At 71.3% G+C, this 18,325-nt stretch carries 13 protein-coding genes; 4 read left to right on the top strand and 9 right to left on the bottom strand.

The features are described 5' to 3' along the window. Window positions 1-16: 16 nt before the first annotated feature. The 5 genes from ABEB03_RS07650 to ABEB03_RS07630 form a co-directional block, all read right to left on the bottom strand. Complete coding sequence (locus tag ABEB03_RS07650; protein WP_345643246.1) at window positions 17-1,399, bottom strand: alpha-amylase; 1,383 nt, start codon at window positions 1,397-1,399, stop codon at window positions 17-19. Window positions 1,400-1,634: 235 nt separating this feature from the next. Next, the gene (locus tag ABEB03_RS07645) at window positions 1,635-3,314 is read right to left on the bottom strand and encodes a glycoside hydrolase family 13 protein (RefSeq protein WP_345643243.1); all 1,680 of its coding nucleotides are present in this window, start codon (window positions 3,312-3,314) and stop codon (window positions 1,635-1,637) included. Window positions 3,315-3,516: 202 nt separating this feature from the next. Continuing rightward, on the bottom strand, window positions 3,517-4,425 hold the full coding sequence (locus ABEB03_RS07640; protein WP_345643240.1) for a sugar ABC transporter permease: 909 nt from the start codon (window positions 4,423-4,425) through the stop codon (window positions 3,517-3,519). Between the two features lie 13 nt (window positions 4,426-4,438). Further along, entirely contained in the window at window positions 4,439-5,443 is a 1,005-nt protein-coding gene (locus ABEB03_RS07635; protein ID WP_028800772.1) for a carbohydrate ABC transporter permease, read from the bottom strand. 133 nt (window positions 5,444-5,576) lie between these two features. After that, the gene (locus ABEB03_RS07630; RefSeq protein ID WP_345643232.1) at window positions 5,577-6,851 is read right to left on the bottom strand and encodes an extracellular solute-binding protein; all 1,275 of its coding nucleotides are present in this window, start codon (window positions 6,849-6,851) and stop codon (window positions 5,577-5,579) included. A 467-nt stretch (window positions 6,852-7,318) separates the two neighbouring features. Here ABEB03_RS07630 and ABEB03_RS07625 point away from each other — a divergent pair, with 467 nt between their 5' ends. Then, window positions 7,319-8,353 (top strand): LacI family DNA-binding transcriptional regulator, encoded by a 1,035-nt coding sequence (locus ABEB03_RS07625; protein ID WP_028800774.1) that lies wholly within the window; start codon window positions 7,319-7,321, stop codon window positions 8,351-8,353. Between the two features lie 110 nt (window positions 8,354-8,463). Next, complete coding sequence (locus ABEB03_RS07620) at window positions 8,464-9,324, top strand: phosphatase PAP2 family protein (protein WP_345643226.1); 861 nt, start codon at window positions 8,464-8,466, stop codon at window positions 9,322-9,324. Between the two features lie 67 nt (window positions 9,325-9,391). Here ABEB03_RS07620 and ABEB03_RS07615 read toward each other — a convergent pair whose 3' ends face one another. Together ABEB03_RS07615 and ABEB03_RS07610 are read right to left on the bottom strand one after the other, a co-directional pair. Next, the gene (locus tag ABEB03_RS07615; protein ID WP_345643223.1) at window positions 9,392-10,963 is read right to left on the bottom strand and encodes an amidohydrolase; all 1,572 of its coding nucleotides are present in this window, start codon (window positions 10,961-10,963) and stop codon (window positions 9,392-9,394) included. Beyond that, on the bottom strand, window positions 10,945-12,441 hold the full coding sequence (locus tag ABEB03_RS07610) for an APC family permease (protein WP_345643220.1): 1,497 nt from the start codon (window positions 12,439-12,441) through the stop codon (window positions 10,945-10,947). Before ABEB03_RS07610 ends, ABEB03_RS07615 begins: the two co-directional genes overlap by 19 nt. Window positions 12,442-12,609: 168 nt before the next feature. On the opposite strand from ABEB03_RS07610, the gene ABEB03_RS07605 reads away from it, so the two are divergent. Next, window positions 12,610-13,215: a TetR/AcrR family transcriptional regulator C-terminal domain-containing protein gene (locus tag ABEB03_RS07605; protein WP_345643217.1), complete on the top strand. Its 606-nt coding sequence runs from the start codon at window positions 12,610-12,612 to the stop codon at window positions 13,213-13,215. 19 nt (window positions 13,216-13,234) lie between these two features. Here the strand turns inward: ABEB03_RS07605 and ABEB03_RS07600 are convergent, their stop codons facing one another. Beyond that, window positions 13,235-14,131 (bottom strand): LysR family transcriptional regulator, encoded by an 897-nt coding sequence (locus ABEB03_RS07600; protein WP_345643213.1) that lies wholly within the window; start codon window positions 14,129-14,131, stop codon window positions 13,235-13,237. Between the two features lie 72 nt (window positions 14,132-14,203). Between ABEB03_RS07600 and ABEB03_RS07595 the strand changes: the two genes are divergently transcribed. Then, entirely contained in the window at window positions 14,204-15,325 is a 1,122-nt protein-coding gene (locus ABEB03_RS07595) for a DMT family transporter (protein WP_425589194.1), read from the top strand. On the opposite strand, the gene ABEB03_RS07590 is transcribed toward ABEB03_RS07595, so the two are convergent. Continuing rightward, a complete protein-coding gene (locus ABEB03_RS07590) occupies window positions 15,313-18,309 on the bottom strand; it encodes a bifunctional [glutamine synthetase] adenylyltransferase/[glutamine synthetase]-adenylyl-L-tyrosine phosphorylase (protein ID WP_345643208.1) in 2,997 nt (998 codons plus the stop codon). The genes ABEB03_RS07595 and ABEB03_RS07590 overlap by 13 nt on opposite strands. Window positions 18,310-18,325: the final 16 nt, after the last annotated feature.

Here is an 18,325-nt window from a genome sequence, read left to right as displayed (position 1 = left end):
GGTGCGGAAAGTCTTTTCAGCAGCTGGACTTGCCCGTGTAGACCGCGAGCGCGGTGTTGGCGCCCAGGGTGGCGGTGAGCTGGCCCGAGGCGTTCACGGTGACCGTCGTGTTGTTCTGCACGTTGCAGTACGTGCCCGCGGCGAGCGAGGTGCTGTATGTGCGGGTCAGCGCGGAGGACTCGTGGTTGATGGCGACGAATCCCTTGCTGCCGCGGCCGAAGGCGATGGCGTCGCCGCCGTTGTCCCACCAGTTGGTGACGGACTGTCCGCGGGTGGCGTTGCGGAAGGCGACCATCGACTTGATCTCCGGCCAGGCGTGCTGGCACTTCCAGCCGTCCTGCCAGCAGGCGTTGACGGTGCCGCCGTTGGGCGGGCCGGCGTCCGCGTCGGACCACTCGTAGGCGGAGTTGATGTCGGGGGCGCCGTACGGGTAGGCGAGCATGAAGACGTTGGCGAGGGTGTAGTTCGCGCCGTCCTTGTAGTTGAGCGTCGAGCCGTTGCGCTCGGTGTCGTGGTTGTCGACGAAGACGCCGGCGACCGAGCTGCTCATGTAGCCCCAGCCCTCGCCGTAGTTCTTCAGGTAGGCGAGGTTCTCGTTGTTGAAGACCCGCTTGAGGTCGTAGGCGTAGCGGAACTCCTGCACGTCGCCGTTGCCGGTGTACTCGGTCGGCTGGACCGCCTCGCCGGAACCGTAGATGACCTCCTGCTTCCAGTACACCGACGGGTTGCTCAGCCGGGACTTGATGTTGGCGAGGTCGCCGGCCGGGATGTGCTTGGCCGCGTCGATCCGGAAGCCGTCGACCCCGTAGCCGAGCAGGGTGTTCAGGTAGCCGGCGATGGTCGCCCGGACGTACTCCTCACCGGTGTCGAGGTCCGCGAGACCGACGAGTTCGCAGTTCTGGACGTTGCCGCGATTGGTGTAGTCGCTGATGGTGGCGGTGCAGTCGTCCATGTCGTACGAGGAGTACAGGCCGGGGTAGTTGTACTTCGTGTACGAGGAGCCGCCGGTCCCGGTGCCGGAACCGGCCGACATGTGGTTGATCACCGAGTCGGCCACGACCTTCACGCCGGCGGCGTGACAGGTGCTGACCATGTTGCGGAAGGCGGTGGCGTCACCGAGCCGGCCCGCGATGCGGTAGCTGACGGGCTGGTAGGACGTCCACCACTGCGAGCCCTGTATGTGCTCGGCGGGCGGGGACACCTGGACGTAGCCGTAGCCGGCCGGACCCAGTGTGTTGGTGCACTCCTTGGCTACCGAGTCGAACTTCCACTCGAACAGAACGGCGGTCACGTCCTTGGTTCCGGGCGGGGAGGCTTGGGCCACTCCGGTGGGGAGGGTCACGGAGGCCGCCATGCCCGCGGCGAGCGCGAGCGCGGTGGCGAGAGTTCTCTTGGCCATGTCTTCTCCTGCACATCGTTGTGCGGTGGGGGATGCGGGTGCGAGACCGGGGCGCCTGGTGCAAGTGGGGGGCCCTGGACGGAAGTTGCCCGATGAACCAGTCGGGCGTGTGCCGGAACGTATCTCTTGCCGGGAAGTTTCAGCAAGATGTCGTAAGGGATTTCAGTGCGCGAAAAAGGGGTGCTCCGGTCCCGTGGGACCGGAGCACCCCTTGGGGGCGCCGTGTGGCGGACCGTCAGGCAGTCCACCACACGGTCGTGTCCGCGGCCAGCTCGGCCTTGCCGTCCGGCGACACGGTCACGTCACCGCTGGCGATGAGCACCCGGCCGTGCGCCGGGAGGGTCACCGGTTCGCCGGTGGTGTTCGCCGTGCAGACGAACTCCCCGCGGCGGAAGGCGAGTACGCCCTCGGGCGCCGTCAGCCAGGAGACGCTGTCGCCCGCACCGAGGTCGGGCTGCGCGCGGCGCACCGCGAGCGCCTCGCGGTACAGCTCCAGGGTCGAGCCCGCCACCCCGGTCTGCGCCTCGACGCTCAGCTCGGCCCACTCGGCGGGCTGCGGCAGCCAGCTGCCCCCGCTGCCGAAACCGTACGAGGAGCCGGCGCGGGTCCACGGGATCGGCACCCGGCAGCCGTCGCGGAAGCCGTCCTGGCCCGCGCCACGGAAGTAGGCGGGGTCCTGCCGCACCTCGTCGGGCAGGTCCACGACGTCGGGCAGGCCGAGCTCCTCGCCCTGGTAGAGGTAGGCGGAGCCGGGCAGCGCCAGCATCAGCAGGGTCGCCGCGCGGGCCCGGCGCAGCCCCAGCTCCCGGTCGCCCGCCGTGCGGATCTGGGTGCCGAGACCTGCCTCGTTGGCGAACCGGGTGGCGTGCCGGGTCACGTCGTGGTTGGACAGCACCCAGGTGGAGGGGGCGCCGACCGGCCGCATCGCGTCGAGGGTGCGGTCGATGACCGAGCGCAGCTCCGCCGCGTCCCAGTGGGTGCCCAGGTACTGGAAGTTGAAGGCCTGGTGGAGCTCGTCGGGGCGCACGTAGTGGGCGGTGCGCTCGATGGTGGGCGTCCACGCCTCGGCGACGAAGATGCGCTCGCCGGAGTACTCGTCGAGGATGGTGCGCCACTGGCGGTAGACGGCGTGCACGCCGTCCTGGTCGAAGAACGGCATGACATCGTTGCCCAGCAGTTTCAGCTGGTCGTGGTCGCCCAGGTCCGGCAGGCCCTCCGCCTTCACCAGTCCGTGCGCCACGTCGATGCGGAAGCCGTCGACCCCCATGTCCAGCCAGAACCGCAGGATCGAGCGGAACTCGTCGCCGACGGCCGGGTGCTCCCAGTTGAAGTCCGGCTGTTCGGGGGCGAAGAGGTGCAGGTACCACTCGCCGGGGGTGCCGTCCGGCTCGGTCACCCGGGTCCAGGCCGGCCCGCCGAAGATGGACTCCCAGTCGTTGGGCGGCAGTTCACCGTGCGCGCCCTTGCCAGGACGGAAGTGGTAGCGGTCCCGCAGGTCGGAGCCGGGGCCCTCGCGCAGGGCGCGCTTGAACCACTCGTGCTGGTCGGAGGAGTGGTTGGGCACGAGGTCGACGATGATCCGCAGGCCCAGGGCGTGGGCCTCGCGGATGAGGGCGTCGGCGTCCAGGAGGCTGCCGAACATGGGGTCGACCGCGCGGTAGTCCGCCACGTCGTACCCGGCGTCGGCCTGCGGCGAGGCGTAGAAGGGGCTGAGCCACACGGCGTCCACGCCGAGGTCGCGCAGGTAGGGGAGTCGGGAACGTACGCCCTCCAGGTCGCCCATGCCGTCGCCGTTGCTGTCGGCGAAGCTGCGCGGATAGACCTGGTAGATCACCGCGTCGCGCCACCAGTCGCGATGTGCGGCGACGGTGGCGAGAGCGGAGTTCGGGGCCTGGTCGGCGGAGTGCTGGCTCATGTCGTCCTTGATGCGTGACGGGTTCGAGGTGGGGGCTCCCCCGCACCGGGGCGGTGCCCGGTGCGGGAGAGGAAATGCGTCATCGGTGTGGCGGGCGATGAGGCGGCCGCGGAACCGGCGGGGTCGGATGGGCACCGCGGCCGCCACCCGCGCGCTGGGAGCGCGCGGGAGTCTTCGGGCGTCGGGGGGCGTACCGGGCGGGTCAGCCCTTCGTTCCGCCCGCGGTGAGTCCGGTCACCAGGTTCTTCTGTACGAGGTAGAAGAAGGCGGAGACGGGTATCGCGATCAGCACGGCCGTGGCAGCCATCAGGTTGCGCTGCGCGTCGTGCTCGCTGACGAAGCTCTGGAGTCCGACGGCGAAGGTGTACTTCGAGTCGTCCAGCATGAACGTCGAGGCGAAGGCCACCTCGCCGAACGCGGTGATGAAGTTGTAGAACGCGGCCACCGCGAGGCCCGGCTTGGCGAGCGGCAGGATCAGCCGGAAGAAGGTGCCGAACGGGGTCAGACCGTCGACGCGGCCGGCCTCGTCGATCTCGAACGGGATGGTGTCGAAGTAGCCCTTGAGCAGCCAGGCGCTGTAGGGCACCGCCGTCGAGCAGTAGACGAGGACCAGACCGAGGTAGGAGTCGATGAGCTGCAGGTCCGAGAGGATCTGGTACATCGGCACGATGAGGACGGCGATCGGGAACATCTGGGTGACCAGCAGGACCCACATGAACTTCTTGTAGCCGGGGAAGCGCATGCGCGACACCGCGTACCCGGTGGTGGCCGCGACCAGGACGCCGATGACCGTGGTGCCGAGCGACACGATGAGCGAACTCTTCATCCACTCGAAGAAGTTCGTGTGCTGGAGCACGAAGGAGTAGTTGTCGAACGTCATCGTGTCCCAGATGCGTCCGGGGTGCAGGTAGTCGTCCTTGTCCGGGCCGAGGGACAGGAAGACGAGCCAGGCGATCGGGAACAGCGCGACCAGGCTCGCGACGGTCAGGACGCCGTGGGAGACGAGCGAGCCGACGAGGCTGCGCCGGCCGCGCTTGCGTGCCGGCCGGGGCTCCTCCTCGTACCCGGAGGTCTGATCGGCCGGAGACGTCCGAAGGGTGGTGGTGCTCATGGAGACTCCTGCCTCAGATCGCGAGCTGCTGGTCATTGCGGTTCAGCCAGCGGCGGTAGAAGGAGGTGAAGACGATCAGGATGGCCAGCAGCAGCATGCCGTAGGCGGCGGACTGCGCGAAGTCGCGCGGCTGCTGTCCGAAGCCCAGGTAGTAGGCCCAGGTCACGAGGATCTGCGCGTCCGGGGCGGTGTTGCCGAACAGCAGGAAGATCACGGCGAACTGGTTGAAGGTCCAGATGATGCCGAGGAGCACGACGGTGGAGCTGACCGACCTGAGGCCCGGCAGGGTGACGTAGCGGAACTGCTGCCACCTGTTCGCGCCGTCCATCTCGGCGGCCTCGTAGAGCGTGCTGTCGATGGACTGCAGTCCGCCGAGCAGCGAGACCATCATGAACGGCACACCGCACCAGGTGTTGACCATGATCGCGGCGAACCGCTGCCAGAAGGTGTCCTCCAGCCACAGCGGCGTGGGCAGGTGCACCGCGTCGAGCATGGAGTTGATGATGCCGCCGTCGGCGAGCATGAAGCGCCAGCCGAAGACGGTGACGAAGGTCGGCACGGCCCACGGCAGCACCAGGACCAGCCGGTAGAACGTACGGCCGCGCAGCTTCTGGTTGAGCAGCAGCGCCAGACCGAGGCCGATGCAGTAGTGCAGGGCGACACACAGGACGGTCCAGGCGATGGTCCAGATGAAGTGCGACCAGAAGCGGTCGTACGACGTCGGACCCCACAGGATGTCCTTGTAGTTGTCCAGGCCGATGAACTTGTAGGTGGCGTCGATGTGGTTGACGCCGATCGTGCGGGCCGAGTTGAGGCTGTTGGCGTCCGTGAACGTCAGATAGAGGCCCCGTACCAGGGGATAGAGCACCAATCCGCCGAGTACGACGACGACCGGTGCGATCATCGCGTACGCGTACCAGTACTTCTGGTACGAGTGCTTCAGACGCTGCATCCGGCCCGGACGCGGTGCTCGGTCACCGCGGCGCTTGCCGGTCGCTCGGTCGATGGCGACTGTCATGGTTCGACACCTTCTGCAAGATCAGGAGTTGGGCGCACACAGCCGGTGGCCGCCGGGTCCTTTCCCCCTGTTGTAGGGGTCCCCCCGGCCCGACGGAAGTCGGGCCGGGGAAGGATCCGGCGGCCACACGGGCTCACTTGCTGAAGTCCGGGACCAGCTTGGCGATCGCCAGTTCGGCGTTGCTCAGGCCCTTGTCCAGCGACTCCTTGCCACCCGCGATCTTCGGCAGCTCGGTGTCGAGCGGGCCCCACAGGGAGCCGTACTCGGGAAGCGCGGGGCGCGGCTGAGCGGCGGGGAGGACGCTCTGGTAGCCGGCGATGCCCGGGTCGGCCTTGACCTCGGTGGTGTAGGCGTCGTCACGCGTCGGCAGCGTGGAGTTCTTGAGGGCGATCGTCGACTGCGACTTCGCGGAGGTCATGAACTTCACGAACTTCAGCGAGGCCTCCTGGTGGGCCTTGTCCGAACCCGCGTACACGGAGAGGTTGTGGCCGCCGGTCGGGGCGCCCGCCTTGCCGGTGGAGCCGGCCGGGACGGTGGCGATACCGAGGTTCGCCTTGTCCGCGAAGGCCGAGCCCTTGTAGAAGTTGGTGATCTCCCACGGGCCCTGGATGATCGAGGCGACCTTGCCGTTGACGAAGGCGTCCTGGATGTGGGCGTACGCGTCGGCGGTGGTGTCCGCCTTGTGCAGGCCCTTGCCGGAGAACAGTCCCTGCCAGGTGCCGAAGGCCTTCTTGGCCTCGGGCGAGTTCACCGTGATCTTCTTGGCGTCGGCGTCGACCGTGTTGGTGCCCTCGCCGTAGAGGAAGGACTGCGCGTAGTAGGCCTGGGTCGAGCCCCAGTAGCCGTCGACGCCCGTCTTCTTCTTGATCGTCGCGGCGGCGGTCTTCAGGTCGGCCCAGGTCTTCGGGGCCTCGGTGATGCCGGCCTTCTTGTAGAGCGCCTTGTTGTAGACGAGCGCGAGGGTGTCGGTGACGAACGGCACACCGTACGTCTTGCCGTCGAACTTGGCCTGCTCGATCAGGTTGGGCTGGAACTTGCTCTGGTCCGCGAGGGCCTCGGTGCCGTCGAGCGGCAGGAAGTAGCCCTTCTTCGCGAAGGCCGGGGTCCAGCCGACCTCGGAGCGCAGGATGTCCGGGGCACCCTTGGAACCGGCGGCCGTGTCGAACTTGTTCTGCGCCTGGTCGAAGGGCACGTTGACGTACTTGACCTTGATGTTCGGGTTGGCCTTCTCGAACTCCTTGGCCAGGGCCTTGTACGTCGGCGCCTCATTGGTGGCGTTGGAGGTGTCCCACCACGTGATGGTGAGGGGGCCGTCCGACTTGTCGCTGCCGCTGTCGCTGCCGCCGCAGGCCGTCGCCGCGAGGGCGAGGGACGCCACCAGCGCGGTGGCCGCTATGCCACGCCGCATGAGATCTCCTTGAGGGTGAAAGCCCGAGTGGGTGGAGGAGCGGTCCCGCCCGCTCTCCTTGCCGACTTGCCGACTGCGCCGTTGCGTCCGCCGGGCGACGTGAACGTAACAGCGTTGTAAGCGCCGCGAAAGACCTTGCAGAAAAAAAATGCAAGGACTGCCGAGAGTTACCCGCCCGTGACCCGTCGGTGGCACTACGGAAACCCTTGTGCGAGGCCGCTCAGCAGACATGTGGGCCGCTGTGCAAGACTCTGCAAGCTCTTGCCATGACGGACGGGTACGGGGATCATCTGCCCGTCAGCGCCTTGCAGGAGCCACCCCTTCCCGCGGCGCACGCACGGGACGCCGAGCCGACCAGAACAAGAGGGAGCGCGATGACGCAGCAGCCCGGAGCGGGCCGATCAACCGCCCGCACACGGCGTCTGGTTGGTGGGCAGGGTGACATTCGGCCGGTACAGTCCAATCCCGTGACCACACGGCTTGCCGACATCGCAGCCCAGGCGGGGGTCAGCGAGGCGACTGTCAGCCGCGTCCTGAACGGGAAGCCGGGCGTCGCCGCGACCACCCGCCAGTCCGTCCTGGCCGCGCTGGACGTACTCGGCTACGAGCGCCCCGTGCGTCTGCGGCAGCGCAGCGAGGGCCTGGTGGGCCTCATAACCCCCGAGCTGGAGAACCCGATATTCCCCGCCCTGGCGCAGGTCATCGGGCAGGCGCTGACCCGGCAGGGCTACACGCCGGTGCTCGCCACCCAGACACCGGGCGGCTCCACCGAGGACGAGCTCACGGAGATGCTGGTGGACCGCGGCGTCGCGGGCATCATCTTCGTCTCCGGTCTGCACGCGGACACCTCCGCGGACATGCAGCGCTACGAGCAGCTGCGCGCCCAGGGTGTCCCTTTCGTCCTCGTCGACGGCTTCTCCCCCAAGGTGCAGGCGCCCTTCATCTCTCCCGACGACCGGGCGGCGATGGCCCTCGCCGTCACCCACCTCGTCTCGCTCGGGCACACCAACATCGGGCTGGCGCTCGGCCCCAAGCGGTTCGTGCCCGTGCAGCGCAAGATCGAGGGCTTCGTGCGCACCGTGCAGGAGCAGTTGGGGCTGAGCCCCGCCGACATCGAGGAGCGGCTGGTCCAGCACTCGCTCTACACCCTCGAAGGCGGTCAGGCCGCCGCCAGCGCCTTGATGGACCGGGACTGCACGGCGGTGGTGTGCGCGAGCGACATGATGGCGCTCGGTGCCATACGGGCGGCCCGGCAGCGCGGCCTGGAGGTGCCGAAGGACGTCTCGGTGGTCGGCTTCGACGACTCCCCGCTGATCGCGTTCACCGACCCGCCGCTGACGACGATCCGCAAGCCGGTCCCGGCGATGGGGCAGGCCGCGGTCCGCACGCTGCTGGAGGAGATCGGCGGGACGCCCGCTCCGCACAGTGAATTCGTGTTCATGCCGGAGCTGGTGGTGCGTGGTTCGACCGCTTCTGCACCCGGGGACCGCAATCGTCCCTGAGGAGGAGAATGCGCGGCCTTCGCGCCCCTCCTCCCGGTGTAGAACGTGCGGCCCGGACCCGACCAGGGGATGATCGGTCGGAGAACGCTTTTCTGGCAGACTCTGTGCCTATGGGTGAGAAGACCGTGACGACACTGGAAGGCCGGGAGCAGGCCCCTCCACAGCCCGTCGCGGAGGAGGAAGCGGGGCACGGATTCCTGCACAGGTTGCGGGCCCCGCGGCGCCCCCGCTTCTGGTTCGAGATCCTGTTGATCGCCTTGAGCTACTGGACGTACTCACTGATCCGCAACGCCGTGCCGGAGCAGAAGCACGAGGCGCTGCGCAACGCGGACTGGATCTGGCGCACGGAACACCACCTCGGGATCGCCGTCGAGCAGTCGGTCAACCACACCGTGAATTCGGTGACATGGCTGATCATCGGGATGAACTACTACTACGCGACACTGCACTTCGTCGTGACGCTCGGCGTGCTGGTGTGGCTGTACCGCAGCCATCCGGGCCGCTACGCGGCGGCCCGGCTCGCGCTGTTCGCGACCACGGCCGTGGCCCTCGTCGGCTACTACTTCTTCCCGCTCGCGCCGCCCCGTCTGATGACCGGCGGCGATTTCGTCGACACGGTCCTGGTCCATCACACCTGGGGCTCGATGGCCTCCGGCGACCTGAAGCACATGTCCAACCAGTACGCCGCGATGCCCTCCATGCACATCGGCTGGTCGCTGTGGTGCGGTGTGACCGTCTTCGCGCTGGCGTCCGTGCCCTGGGCGCGCGTCCTGGGCCTGCTGTACCCGGCGGCGACGCTCGTGGTCATCGTCGCCACCGCCAATCACTTCTGGCTGGACGCGGTCGGCGGCATGCTGTGCCTGACGTTCGGGTTCCTGGTCGCGCGGCTGTGGTTCGGCGCCCTGCCGTACGCGCTGCCCCGCTGGGTGCCGGGTACGGGCGGGGCCGCCCTGCTGCCGCTGAAGGCCTGACCGGCGTCGCCGGAGGGCCGGCGGCGGGTCCCCCCGGACCCGCCGCCGGCCCTCCGGCGTACCGGTGTCAGGCGCCGCGGTGCACGATGTGCCCCCCGGTCACGGTGAGGCGCACCGGGGCCTCGGCGACCTCGTCCGCGGGTGCCTCGACGGGGTCCAGGCCGAAGGCCGTGAGGTCGGCCCGCAGACCCGGGGCGATGCGTCCGGCCGCGTCCGGCTCGCCCGCGGCGAGCGCGGCGTGCGTCGTGCAGCCCTCCAGCGCCTGGAGCCCCGTGAGCCCGGCCCGCGCCGAGGCCGCGCCCAGCGGCGCCCGGGCGGTCGCCAGGACGCCGCGCACGTCGTACGCGGCGATCGGCCAGTCGGAGCCCAGGGCGACCACCGCTCCGGCGTCGCGCAGGTCCCGGGTGCGCCAGGCGCGCGCGGCCCGCTCGGGCCCGAGCCTGCGGGACCACTCGTCGCCGTGGTCGGCGCGCGTGTACCCGGTGTGCGGCGGCTGCATGGAGGCGATGACCCCGAGCTCCGCGAAGCGTGCCGGGGTGCCGTCGGGGGCGGTCTCGATGTGTTCGATCCGGTGGGCCAGCCGCCCGCCCGGGCCGAGCGCCCGCACGGTGTCGAGCACGTGCCGTACGGCCGCGTCCCCGATCGCGTGCGTGGCGGTGCGGACGCCGGCCGCGTGCAGGTGCCGGACGGCGGCGGCGTAGGCGGCGGGGTCGGGCCAGAAGGCCTCGGTGCCCTGTCCGTGGCAGTCGGCGTGCTCCAGCCAGGCCGTGCCGCCCTCCACGGTGCCGTCCATGAAGAATTTGACGCCGCCGACGAGCCAGTGCCGCCCCTTTCGGCCCTGGAGCGCCACCAGCTCGTCGAGGTCCGCGCGGTCCGCGCCGGGCATGCACCAGGGCGCGAACCGCAGCCGCACCGGCAGCACGGTCTCCTCGGCGACGGCGCCGACCAGCTCCGGGTCCCCGGCGTCCATCACGTGCGCGCCGGTCAGCCCGGAGGCCGCCATCGCGGACAGCAGCTCGACGAGCCGGGTCCGCCGTTCCCGGTACGAGGGCCGGGGCATGACGTCGGCGACCAGGTCCATCGCGGCGTGCTCGACGAGGTGTCCGGTGGGCCGCCCGTCGGCGTCGCACACGACCTCGGACCGCTGGACGAAGGAGCGCGGCCCGTCGACGCCCGCGCGGGTCAGGGCGGCCTCGCTGACGAGCGCCGAGTGGCCGTCGTACAGGCGCAGGAAGGCGGGCGCGCCGCCCAGGGCGTCCTCGACGAGCCGGCGGTGCACGGGGCGTCCGCCGAAGACGTTGTGGTCGAGCCCGAAGCCGATGACCCAGCCGTCGGTCCGTACCGCCGTGGCGAGCGCGTGGCGCAGACCGTCCAGGTCCCGTACGGCGGACAGGTCGGCGCCGGTGGCCATCTCCAGCCCCCACACGGGATGGCTGTGGGAGTCCACGAGTCCGGGCACGAGGTGCGCCCCCTCCAGGGCGACGGTCTCGGTGCCCGGCCCGCGCCAGTCGCGTACGTCGTTCTCGTCGCCGACCGCGGCGATCACCCCGTCGCGGACGGCGACCGCGGTGGCGTGCGGCCGGGCGGGATCGAGGGTGCGGACCTCGGCGCCGGTGAGGATCAGCTCGGCGGTGGGCATCTGCGGAACTCCTTTGGCTGGTCGGTGGCTTCGACGGGTTCGGCGGCGAAGTTCTGGTACACCCGCGGCCGTGCCCGGCGCAGCCAGCCGGCCACGGCGAGGCCGATGACGAAGACGGCGGGCGACAGGACGATCAGGACGGTGTTGACCGTGGTGGAGGCGCCGGTGAACAGGTCGATGTGGGTCACGACGAGCACGATCGCGGTGGCGAGCAGCACGGTCGCGATGACGGGCGCCACCACGGTGCGCAGGACGCCCTCCTGGTGGCTGACCTTCCGGAAGTAGCACGGCACGGCGATGGCGGCGAGCAGCTGGAGCGCGAACAGCCCTATCATCCCGGGCGTGTTGACCCACAGCAGCAGCTGGTCGTACGGGTCGGCGCCGGCCGCCCAGAAGCCGAGGACCACGACGGCGCCGAGGACGGTCTGGGCGATCCCGGCGACGTACGGGGAGCGGTGCCGGGGGTGGATGCGGCCGAGCGCCCGGGGCAGCACGCCCTCCTCGGCGAGCGCGAGGCCGTAGCGGTTGATCGCGTTGTGGAAGGCGAGCAGGGAGGCGAGCACGCTGGTGATGATGAAGACGTGCATCAGGTCGGCCGCCCAGCCGCCCACGTAGGTGGTGATGGCGGAGAAGAAGAGCCCGCCGGGGTCGGTGGCCGCGGCCTTCATGACCTCCGCGTCGCCGAAGGCCTGGATGACCACCCAGACGACGAACGCGTAGAAGAGGCCGAGGAATCCGACGGCGACGTACGTGGCGCGCGGCACCGTGCGCTCCGGGTCGCGGGCCTCCCGGCGGTAGATGACGGTGGACTCGAATCCGGTGAACGCGGCGAAGGCGAAGGCGAGCACCGCTGCGGTGCCGGGCACGAGGACGTGCTCCGGCGCGAAGGAGGCGCCCGACAGCCCGTGCGCGCCGCCCTTGAGCAGCACCCCGCCCGCGAGCAGGACGAGTATCCCGGTCTCGGCGACGAGCAGGACGCCGAGCAGCTTGGCGCCGAAGTCGATGGAGCGGTAGCCGCCGTATCCGATCAGGAGCAGTCCCACCAGGGACACGGGGAGCCAGGGGACGTCCGTCCCGAAGAGGGCGTGCACGGTGTCCTGGGTGGCGGTGCCCAGCAGGCCGTAGACGCCGATCTCCATGCCGTTGTAGCCGATGAGGGCGAGCAGCGCGGCACCGATGCCGACGGGACGGCCGAGGCCGCGGGTGATGTACGCGTAGAAGGCTCCGCCGCTGCGCACGTGCCGGCTCATGGCCGTGAATCCGACGGCGAAGACGGCGAGCGTGACGCCGGCGATGAGGTATCCGGCGGGTGCCCCGATCCCGCCGAGCAGGACGGCGAGCGGGGCGACGCCCGCCATGACGGTGAGCGGGGCGGCGGCCGAGACGACGAAGAACGCGATGTCGGCGGTGCCGAGGGAGCCCGGGCGGAGGGTCGCCGCGGGGGCCGGCGATCTCTCTTCGGAGGTGGTGACGGGCATGCCGGCAAAGCCCTTCTGGCGGGGGCGGGGAGCAGGTCCGGGGCGTGCGGGGCGGCCCGGGGTCCGCAGCCGCGACGGCTGCCGGGACCCGTAAACCTAAAGCCTTTCGGTTTCCGCAATGTAACCTCCCGTTGGGCATCCGGGAAGACCTCAGGGAGTACGCAGATCATGGGACGGCCGCGCACACCACTCCTCGACCGCGAGCGCATCACCACGACGGCGCTCGAACTGATCGATGAGCAGGGCGAGTTCAGCGTGCCGCAGATCGCCAGGCGGCTCGGCGTGCAGACCGGCTCGGTGTATCACCATGTGGACGGCCGGGACGGCATCGTGGAGCTCCTGCGGGAGCGGGTGGCATCCGCGATCGACACCCGCACGCTGTCCGTGGCGCCCTGGGACGCGGCACTGGCCGCCTGGGCCCGCTCCTACCGCGCGGCCTTCGCCGCGCACCCGAAGGCGATCCCGCTCCTCACGACGTCACCCGTACGAGCGCCACGCGTCCTGGAGCAGTACGAGCGCGCGGTCACTCTCCTGCTGGACGCCGGCTTCGCCCTGCCCGACGTGATGCCGGTGATCATCGCCCTGGAGAACCTGGTCCTCGGCTCGGCCCTGGACCTCGCGGCCCCCGAGGCCATGTGGGAGCTCCCGGACGACACGGCCACCCCGCGCCTCGCCGCGGCCCTGGACGCCGTCGGCGAGGGCCGCGCGGACCGTGCCTTCGACCTGGCCCTGGAGGCCTTCCTCGCCCACGCGAGGGCCTTGCAGGGGGCCTGAGGCCCGGGCGGGGTGACGCTTACGCGCCCTCGCGGGCCACGGCGCTCAGCGCGTCCAGCAGCCCCCGCAGCGCGGGCCGTTCGGGGGCGGACTCGCGCACGGCCGCGTAGATGGCCCTCATGGGCTCGGGATCGCGGACCTTGCGGACGACGACGTCGGGATGACGGCCGCCCAGCCCGAGCCGGGGGATCAGGCTCACCCCGAGTCCCGCCGCCACGAAGCCCTGCGCGGTGACGTAGTCCTCGCTCTGCACCACGAAGCCGGGCGTGAAGCCGGCCGCCGCGCAGGCGTCGACCTGGGCGGCGAGGCAGGGCCCGGGCCATTCACTGCCCACGAAGGGCTCCCCCGCGAGGTCGGCGAGTGCGGGCGTGCGCCGCCCCGCGAGCCGGTGCCCCCGCGGCAGGACGACGCGGTACGGATCGTCCAGCAGGTGCACGAGCCGCACACCGTCCGGGACGGGGTCGCGCGGCCCCACGACGAGCGCCAGATCGGCCCGCCCCTCCTTCACGTCCGGCAACGGGTCCTCGGGATCGGTGAGCTTCAAATCGACCTCGACACCCGGGTGTTCGGAGCGGAAGCGGGCGATGGCGGGCGCGACGAGCGCGGCCCCGGCGGTCGCGAAGTACCGTACGGCCAGCCGCCCCGTGCGCCCGGACAGCAGATCGGCCAGCGCGGTCTCGGCCTCGGCGACCTGACGCCCGATGACGTCGGCGTACTCGGTCAGCAGCAGCCCGGCGGGGGTGGGCCGCACGCCCCGCCCGACCCGCTCCAGCAGCTCGGCCCCCGCCTCCCGCTCCAGCGCGGCGATCTGCTGGCTGACGGCGGACGGCGTGTACCCGAGGTCCGCCGCGGCGCCCGTGACGGACCCGCGTCCGACCACCGCCCGAAGGACCTGCATGCGCCGCACATCAAGCATGCAGTCCAGCTTAACAGTCCATGCAGCACTCTTCACTTGTCCTCAATCCATTCCTCCTGGACCGTGGGACCCATGCAGCGCTCCCTGTCGTCCTCCCTGCGCATGGGCGCCCTGGCCCTCCTCTGGGGCTCGGGCTTCCTCTGGATCAAACTGGCCCTGAACCACGGCCTGTCCCCCGCCGCCATCACCCTCACGCGCTGCGCCCTCGGCACGGCGGTCCTCGCCCTCCTCGCCCGCTCGGCAGGTCAGCGGCTCCCCCGGTCCCGCTCCCTGTGGGGGCACCTGGTCGTCGCCGCCCTCTTCTGCAACGCGATCCCCTTCGCGCTCTTCGCTCTCGGCGAGCAGACCGTCGACTCGGGCGTCGCCGGTGTCCTCAACGCGACGACACCCCTGTGGTCCCTGCTCATCGGAGTCCTGCTGGGCAGCGACCGCGACCTGCGCCCGCCGCGCCTGACCGGCCTTCTCCTCGGCTTCGCGGGCGTCCTGGTGATCTTCGCCCCCTGGCAGCACTCGCACCTCGTCGGCTGGGGCGCCCTCGCGCTGCTGGGCGCGGCCGCCAGTTACGCGATCGCCTTCGCCTACATGGCCCGCCATCTGACGGGACACGGCGCCCCGCTCGCCGTGTCGGCGGCCCAGCTGCTCACCGCCACCGGCTGGAGCACCCTGGCCCTGCCCGCCGCGGGCCCGCTCCACGACGTCGACATGACGGCCCTGTCGGCGGTCGCCGTGCTCGGCGTCTTCGCCACCGGCATCACCTTCTACCTCAACTACCGCATGATCGCCGACGAGGGACCCACCAGCGCGGCGACCGTGGGCTATCTACTGCCGGTCGTCTCGGTGGCGCTGGGCGCGCTGGTCCTGGACGAACGCATCGGCGCGCGGGTCGTGGCGGGGATGGTGACGGTGCTCGCCGGCGTGGCGCTGTCACGCCGGGCGCGGCCGGGTACGGCTGGGGGTGGGACCGGGACCCGGGCCGGGACCGGGACCCGGGCCGGGACCAGGGCGGAGACCGGGGCCGGGGCCGGGGAGGCCCGAGTCGCGGGCGCCGGTGCGGGTGCTGGTACTGGTGCCGGTCCCGACGCAGCCGCGGGTGCCGGCGACGGTCCCGACGCAGCCGTCGCGGACACCGACTCCACAGACGCCGACGCCGTCGCCGCCACCGTCACCGATCCGGGGAAGGCTCACGCCCCGTAGAACAGTTCCTCCACGAGGGCCCTCGCCCGCCTGGTGGTCCGCCGGTAGTCGTCGAGCATGTCTCCCACGTGGCCCGGTCCGTACCCCAGGTACCGTCCCACCGCGGCGAGTTCACGCGCGTCGGACGGGAAGGTGTCGCCGGCCCGGCCGCGGACCAGCATCACGGCGTTGCGCACCCGGGTGGCCAGCACCCAGGCCTCGTCCAGCGTCGCCGCGTCCTCCGTCGAGATGAGCTCCGCCGCACAGGCGGCTGCCAGCGCCTCCCGCGTCCGTGTCGTCCGCAGGCCCGGCTCCGCCCAGCCGTTCTGCAACTGCATCAGCTGCACGGTCCACTCCACGTCGGACAGCCCGCCCCGTCCGAGCTTGGTGTGCAGCGTGGGGTCGGCGCCCCGCGGCAGCCGCTCCGCCTCCATCCGTGCCTTCAGCCGGCGGATCTCGCGCACCGCGTCGTCGCCGAGCCCCTCCGCCGGGTACCGCAGCGGGTCGATCAGCTCGATGAACCTGCTGCCCAGGTCCTCGTCGCCCGCCACGTGCTCCGCGCGCAGCAGCGCCTGCGACTCCCACACCAGCGACCAGCGCCGGTAGTAGGCCTCGTACGACTTCAACGTCCTCACCAGCGGGCCCGACTTGCCCTCCGGCCGCAGGTCCGCGTCGATGAGCAGGGGCGGGTCGGCGCTCGGGATCTGGAGCAGCCGCCGCATCTCGGACACCACCTTGTTCGCGGCGCGGGCCGCCTCCTGATCGTCGACACCCTCCCGGGGCTCGTGCACGAACAGCACGTCCGCGTCGGAGCCGTAGCCGAGTTCGTGTCCGCCGAACCGGCCCATCCCGATCACCGCGAACCGGGTGGGCAGGGTGTCCCCCCACCCGTCGCGCACCACGGCCCGCAGCGTCCCGGCGAGGGTCGCGGCCGTCAGGTCGGAGACCGCGCCGCCGACCAGGTCCACCAGGGCGCCCTGGTCGGCGACGGCGGGCATCTCCTCGGTGCCGTAGGAGGCGACGATGTCGGCCGCGGCGGTGCGGAACAGCTCGCGCCGCCGCACCCCGCGGGCGGCGGTGACCGCCTGCTCGCCGCCGTCGGCCCGGCCGACCGCGGCGAGTATCTCCTGCTCCAGGTGGGCCCGGGTCCGCGGTTCGAGCCCGCCGCCGTCCCCGTCGCCGAGCAGGGCCACCGCTTCCGGGGCGCGCATCAGCAGGTCGGGGGCGAGCCGGCCGGCGGACAGCACCCGCGCCAGGTTCTCCGCCGCGGCGCCCTCGTCCCTCAACAGCCGCAGGTACCAAGGGGTCTTGCCGAGGGCGTCGGACACCTTGCGGAAGTTGAGCAGTCCGGCATCGGGGTCGGCGGAGTCGGCGAACCAGCCGAGCAGGACGGGCAGCAGCGTGCGCTGGATGGCGGCCTTGCGCGTGACGCCGGACGCCAACGCCTCCAGGTGCCGCAGCGCGGCGGCCGGGTCGGCGTACCCGAGCGCGACGAGCCGTTCGCGGGCCGCGTCGGGGCTCAGCCTGCTCTCGCCGGGGGCGAGTTGGGCGACGGCGTCGAGCAGCGGCCGGTAGAACAGCTTCTCGTGCAGCCGGCGGACGACGGCGGCGTGCCGCTTCCACTCCCGGTTCAGTGCCACGACCGGGTCGGACCGCAGTCCCAGCGACCGTCCGATGCGGCGCAGATCGGCCTCGTCCTGAGGCACCAGATGGGTGCGCCGCAGCCGGTAGAGCTGGATGCGGTGCTCCATGGAGCGCAGGAACCGGTAGGCGTCGTCGAGCTGCAGGGCGTCGGCGCGCCCCACGTAGCCGCCGGCGGCCAGGGCCTTCAGCGCGTCCAGCGTGGTGCCGCTGCGCAGCGACGTGTCGGCCCGACCGTGCACCAACTGGAGCAGCTGCACGGCGAATTCGACGTCGCGCAGTCCGCCGGGGCCGAGCTTCAGCTCACGCTCGATCTCGGCGGCGGGGATGTTCTCGACGACCCTGCGGCGCATCTTCTGCACGTCGGCGACGAAGTTGTCGCGCTCGGCCGCGTGCCACACCAGCGGGGCGAGCGTGGCCACGTACTGCTCGCCGAGGTCGAGGTCCCCGGCCACCGGCCTGGCCTTCAGCAGTGCCTGGAACTCCCAGGTCTTGGCCCACCGCTGGTAGTAGGCGAGATGGCTGCTCAGCGTGCGCACCAGCGGTCCGTTGCGCCCCTCGGGGCGCAGGTTGGCGTCCACCGGCCAGATGCTGCCCTCGACGGTCGTCTCGGAGCAGATCCGCATCATGTGGGAGGCGAGCCGCGTCGCGGCCTGGAGGGCCTTGCGTTCGTCGGCTCCGTCGGCGGCCTCCCCGACGAAGATCACGTCGACGTCCGACACGTAATTGAGCTCGTGTCCCCCGCACTTGCCCATCGCGACGACCGCGAGGCGGCACTGCGCCGCGTCGTCCGGGGCGGCCGTCTCGGCTATGGCGAGGGCGGCGCGCAGGGTCGCGGTGGCGAGGTCGGCGAGCTCGGCGGCGGACTGGGCGAGGTCGGTGGTGCCGCACACGTCGCGCGCGGCGATGGACAGCAGGCAGCGCCGGTAGGCGACGCGCAGCGAGACGGGGGTCGCGGCCTCGGCGAGCCCCCGCTCGAACTCCCGTACTCCGGGGTGCAGGTCCTGCGGCTCGTAGGTGACGAGGGCGTGCCAGTCGCGCGGGTGCCGGGCGAGATGGTCGGCGAGGGCGGCCGAGGAGCCGAGCACGCCGAGGAGCCGGTCGCGCAGGGGCTTCGCCGCGATCAGGGTGTCGAGCAGTTCCCGCTGGGCGGTGTGCCCGTCCTGCGCCTCGACGAGCCGGACCAGGCCGAGGAGCGCGAGGTCGGGGTCGGCCGTGGCGCCGAGCGCCTCCAGGAGCACCGGGTCGGAGCGGACGGGCTCCAGCTCGGCGCCGTCCAGGAGGCGCTCGGCGGCGGAGGGGTCGGTGAAACCGTGCCGCAGCAGCCGTGTGAAGGTACTGCTCCTGCGTCCCGGCGCCGTCATCCTCGGCCTCCTGTCC

Source organism: Streptomyces siamensis (genome assembly GCF_039543605.1).
Taxonomy (GTDB): Bacteria; Actinomycetota; Actinomycetes; order Streptomycetales; family Streptomycetaceae; genus Streptomyces; species Streptomyces siamensis.
The sequence above is the reverse complement of the archived record's forward strand: the minus strand, read 5'-3'. Positions and strand labels throughout refer to the sequence as shown.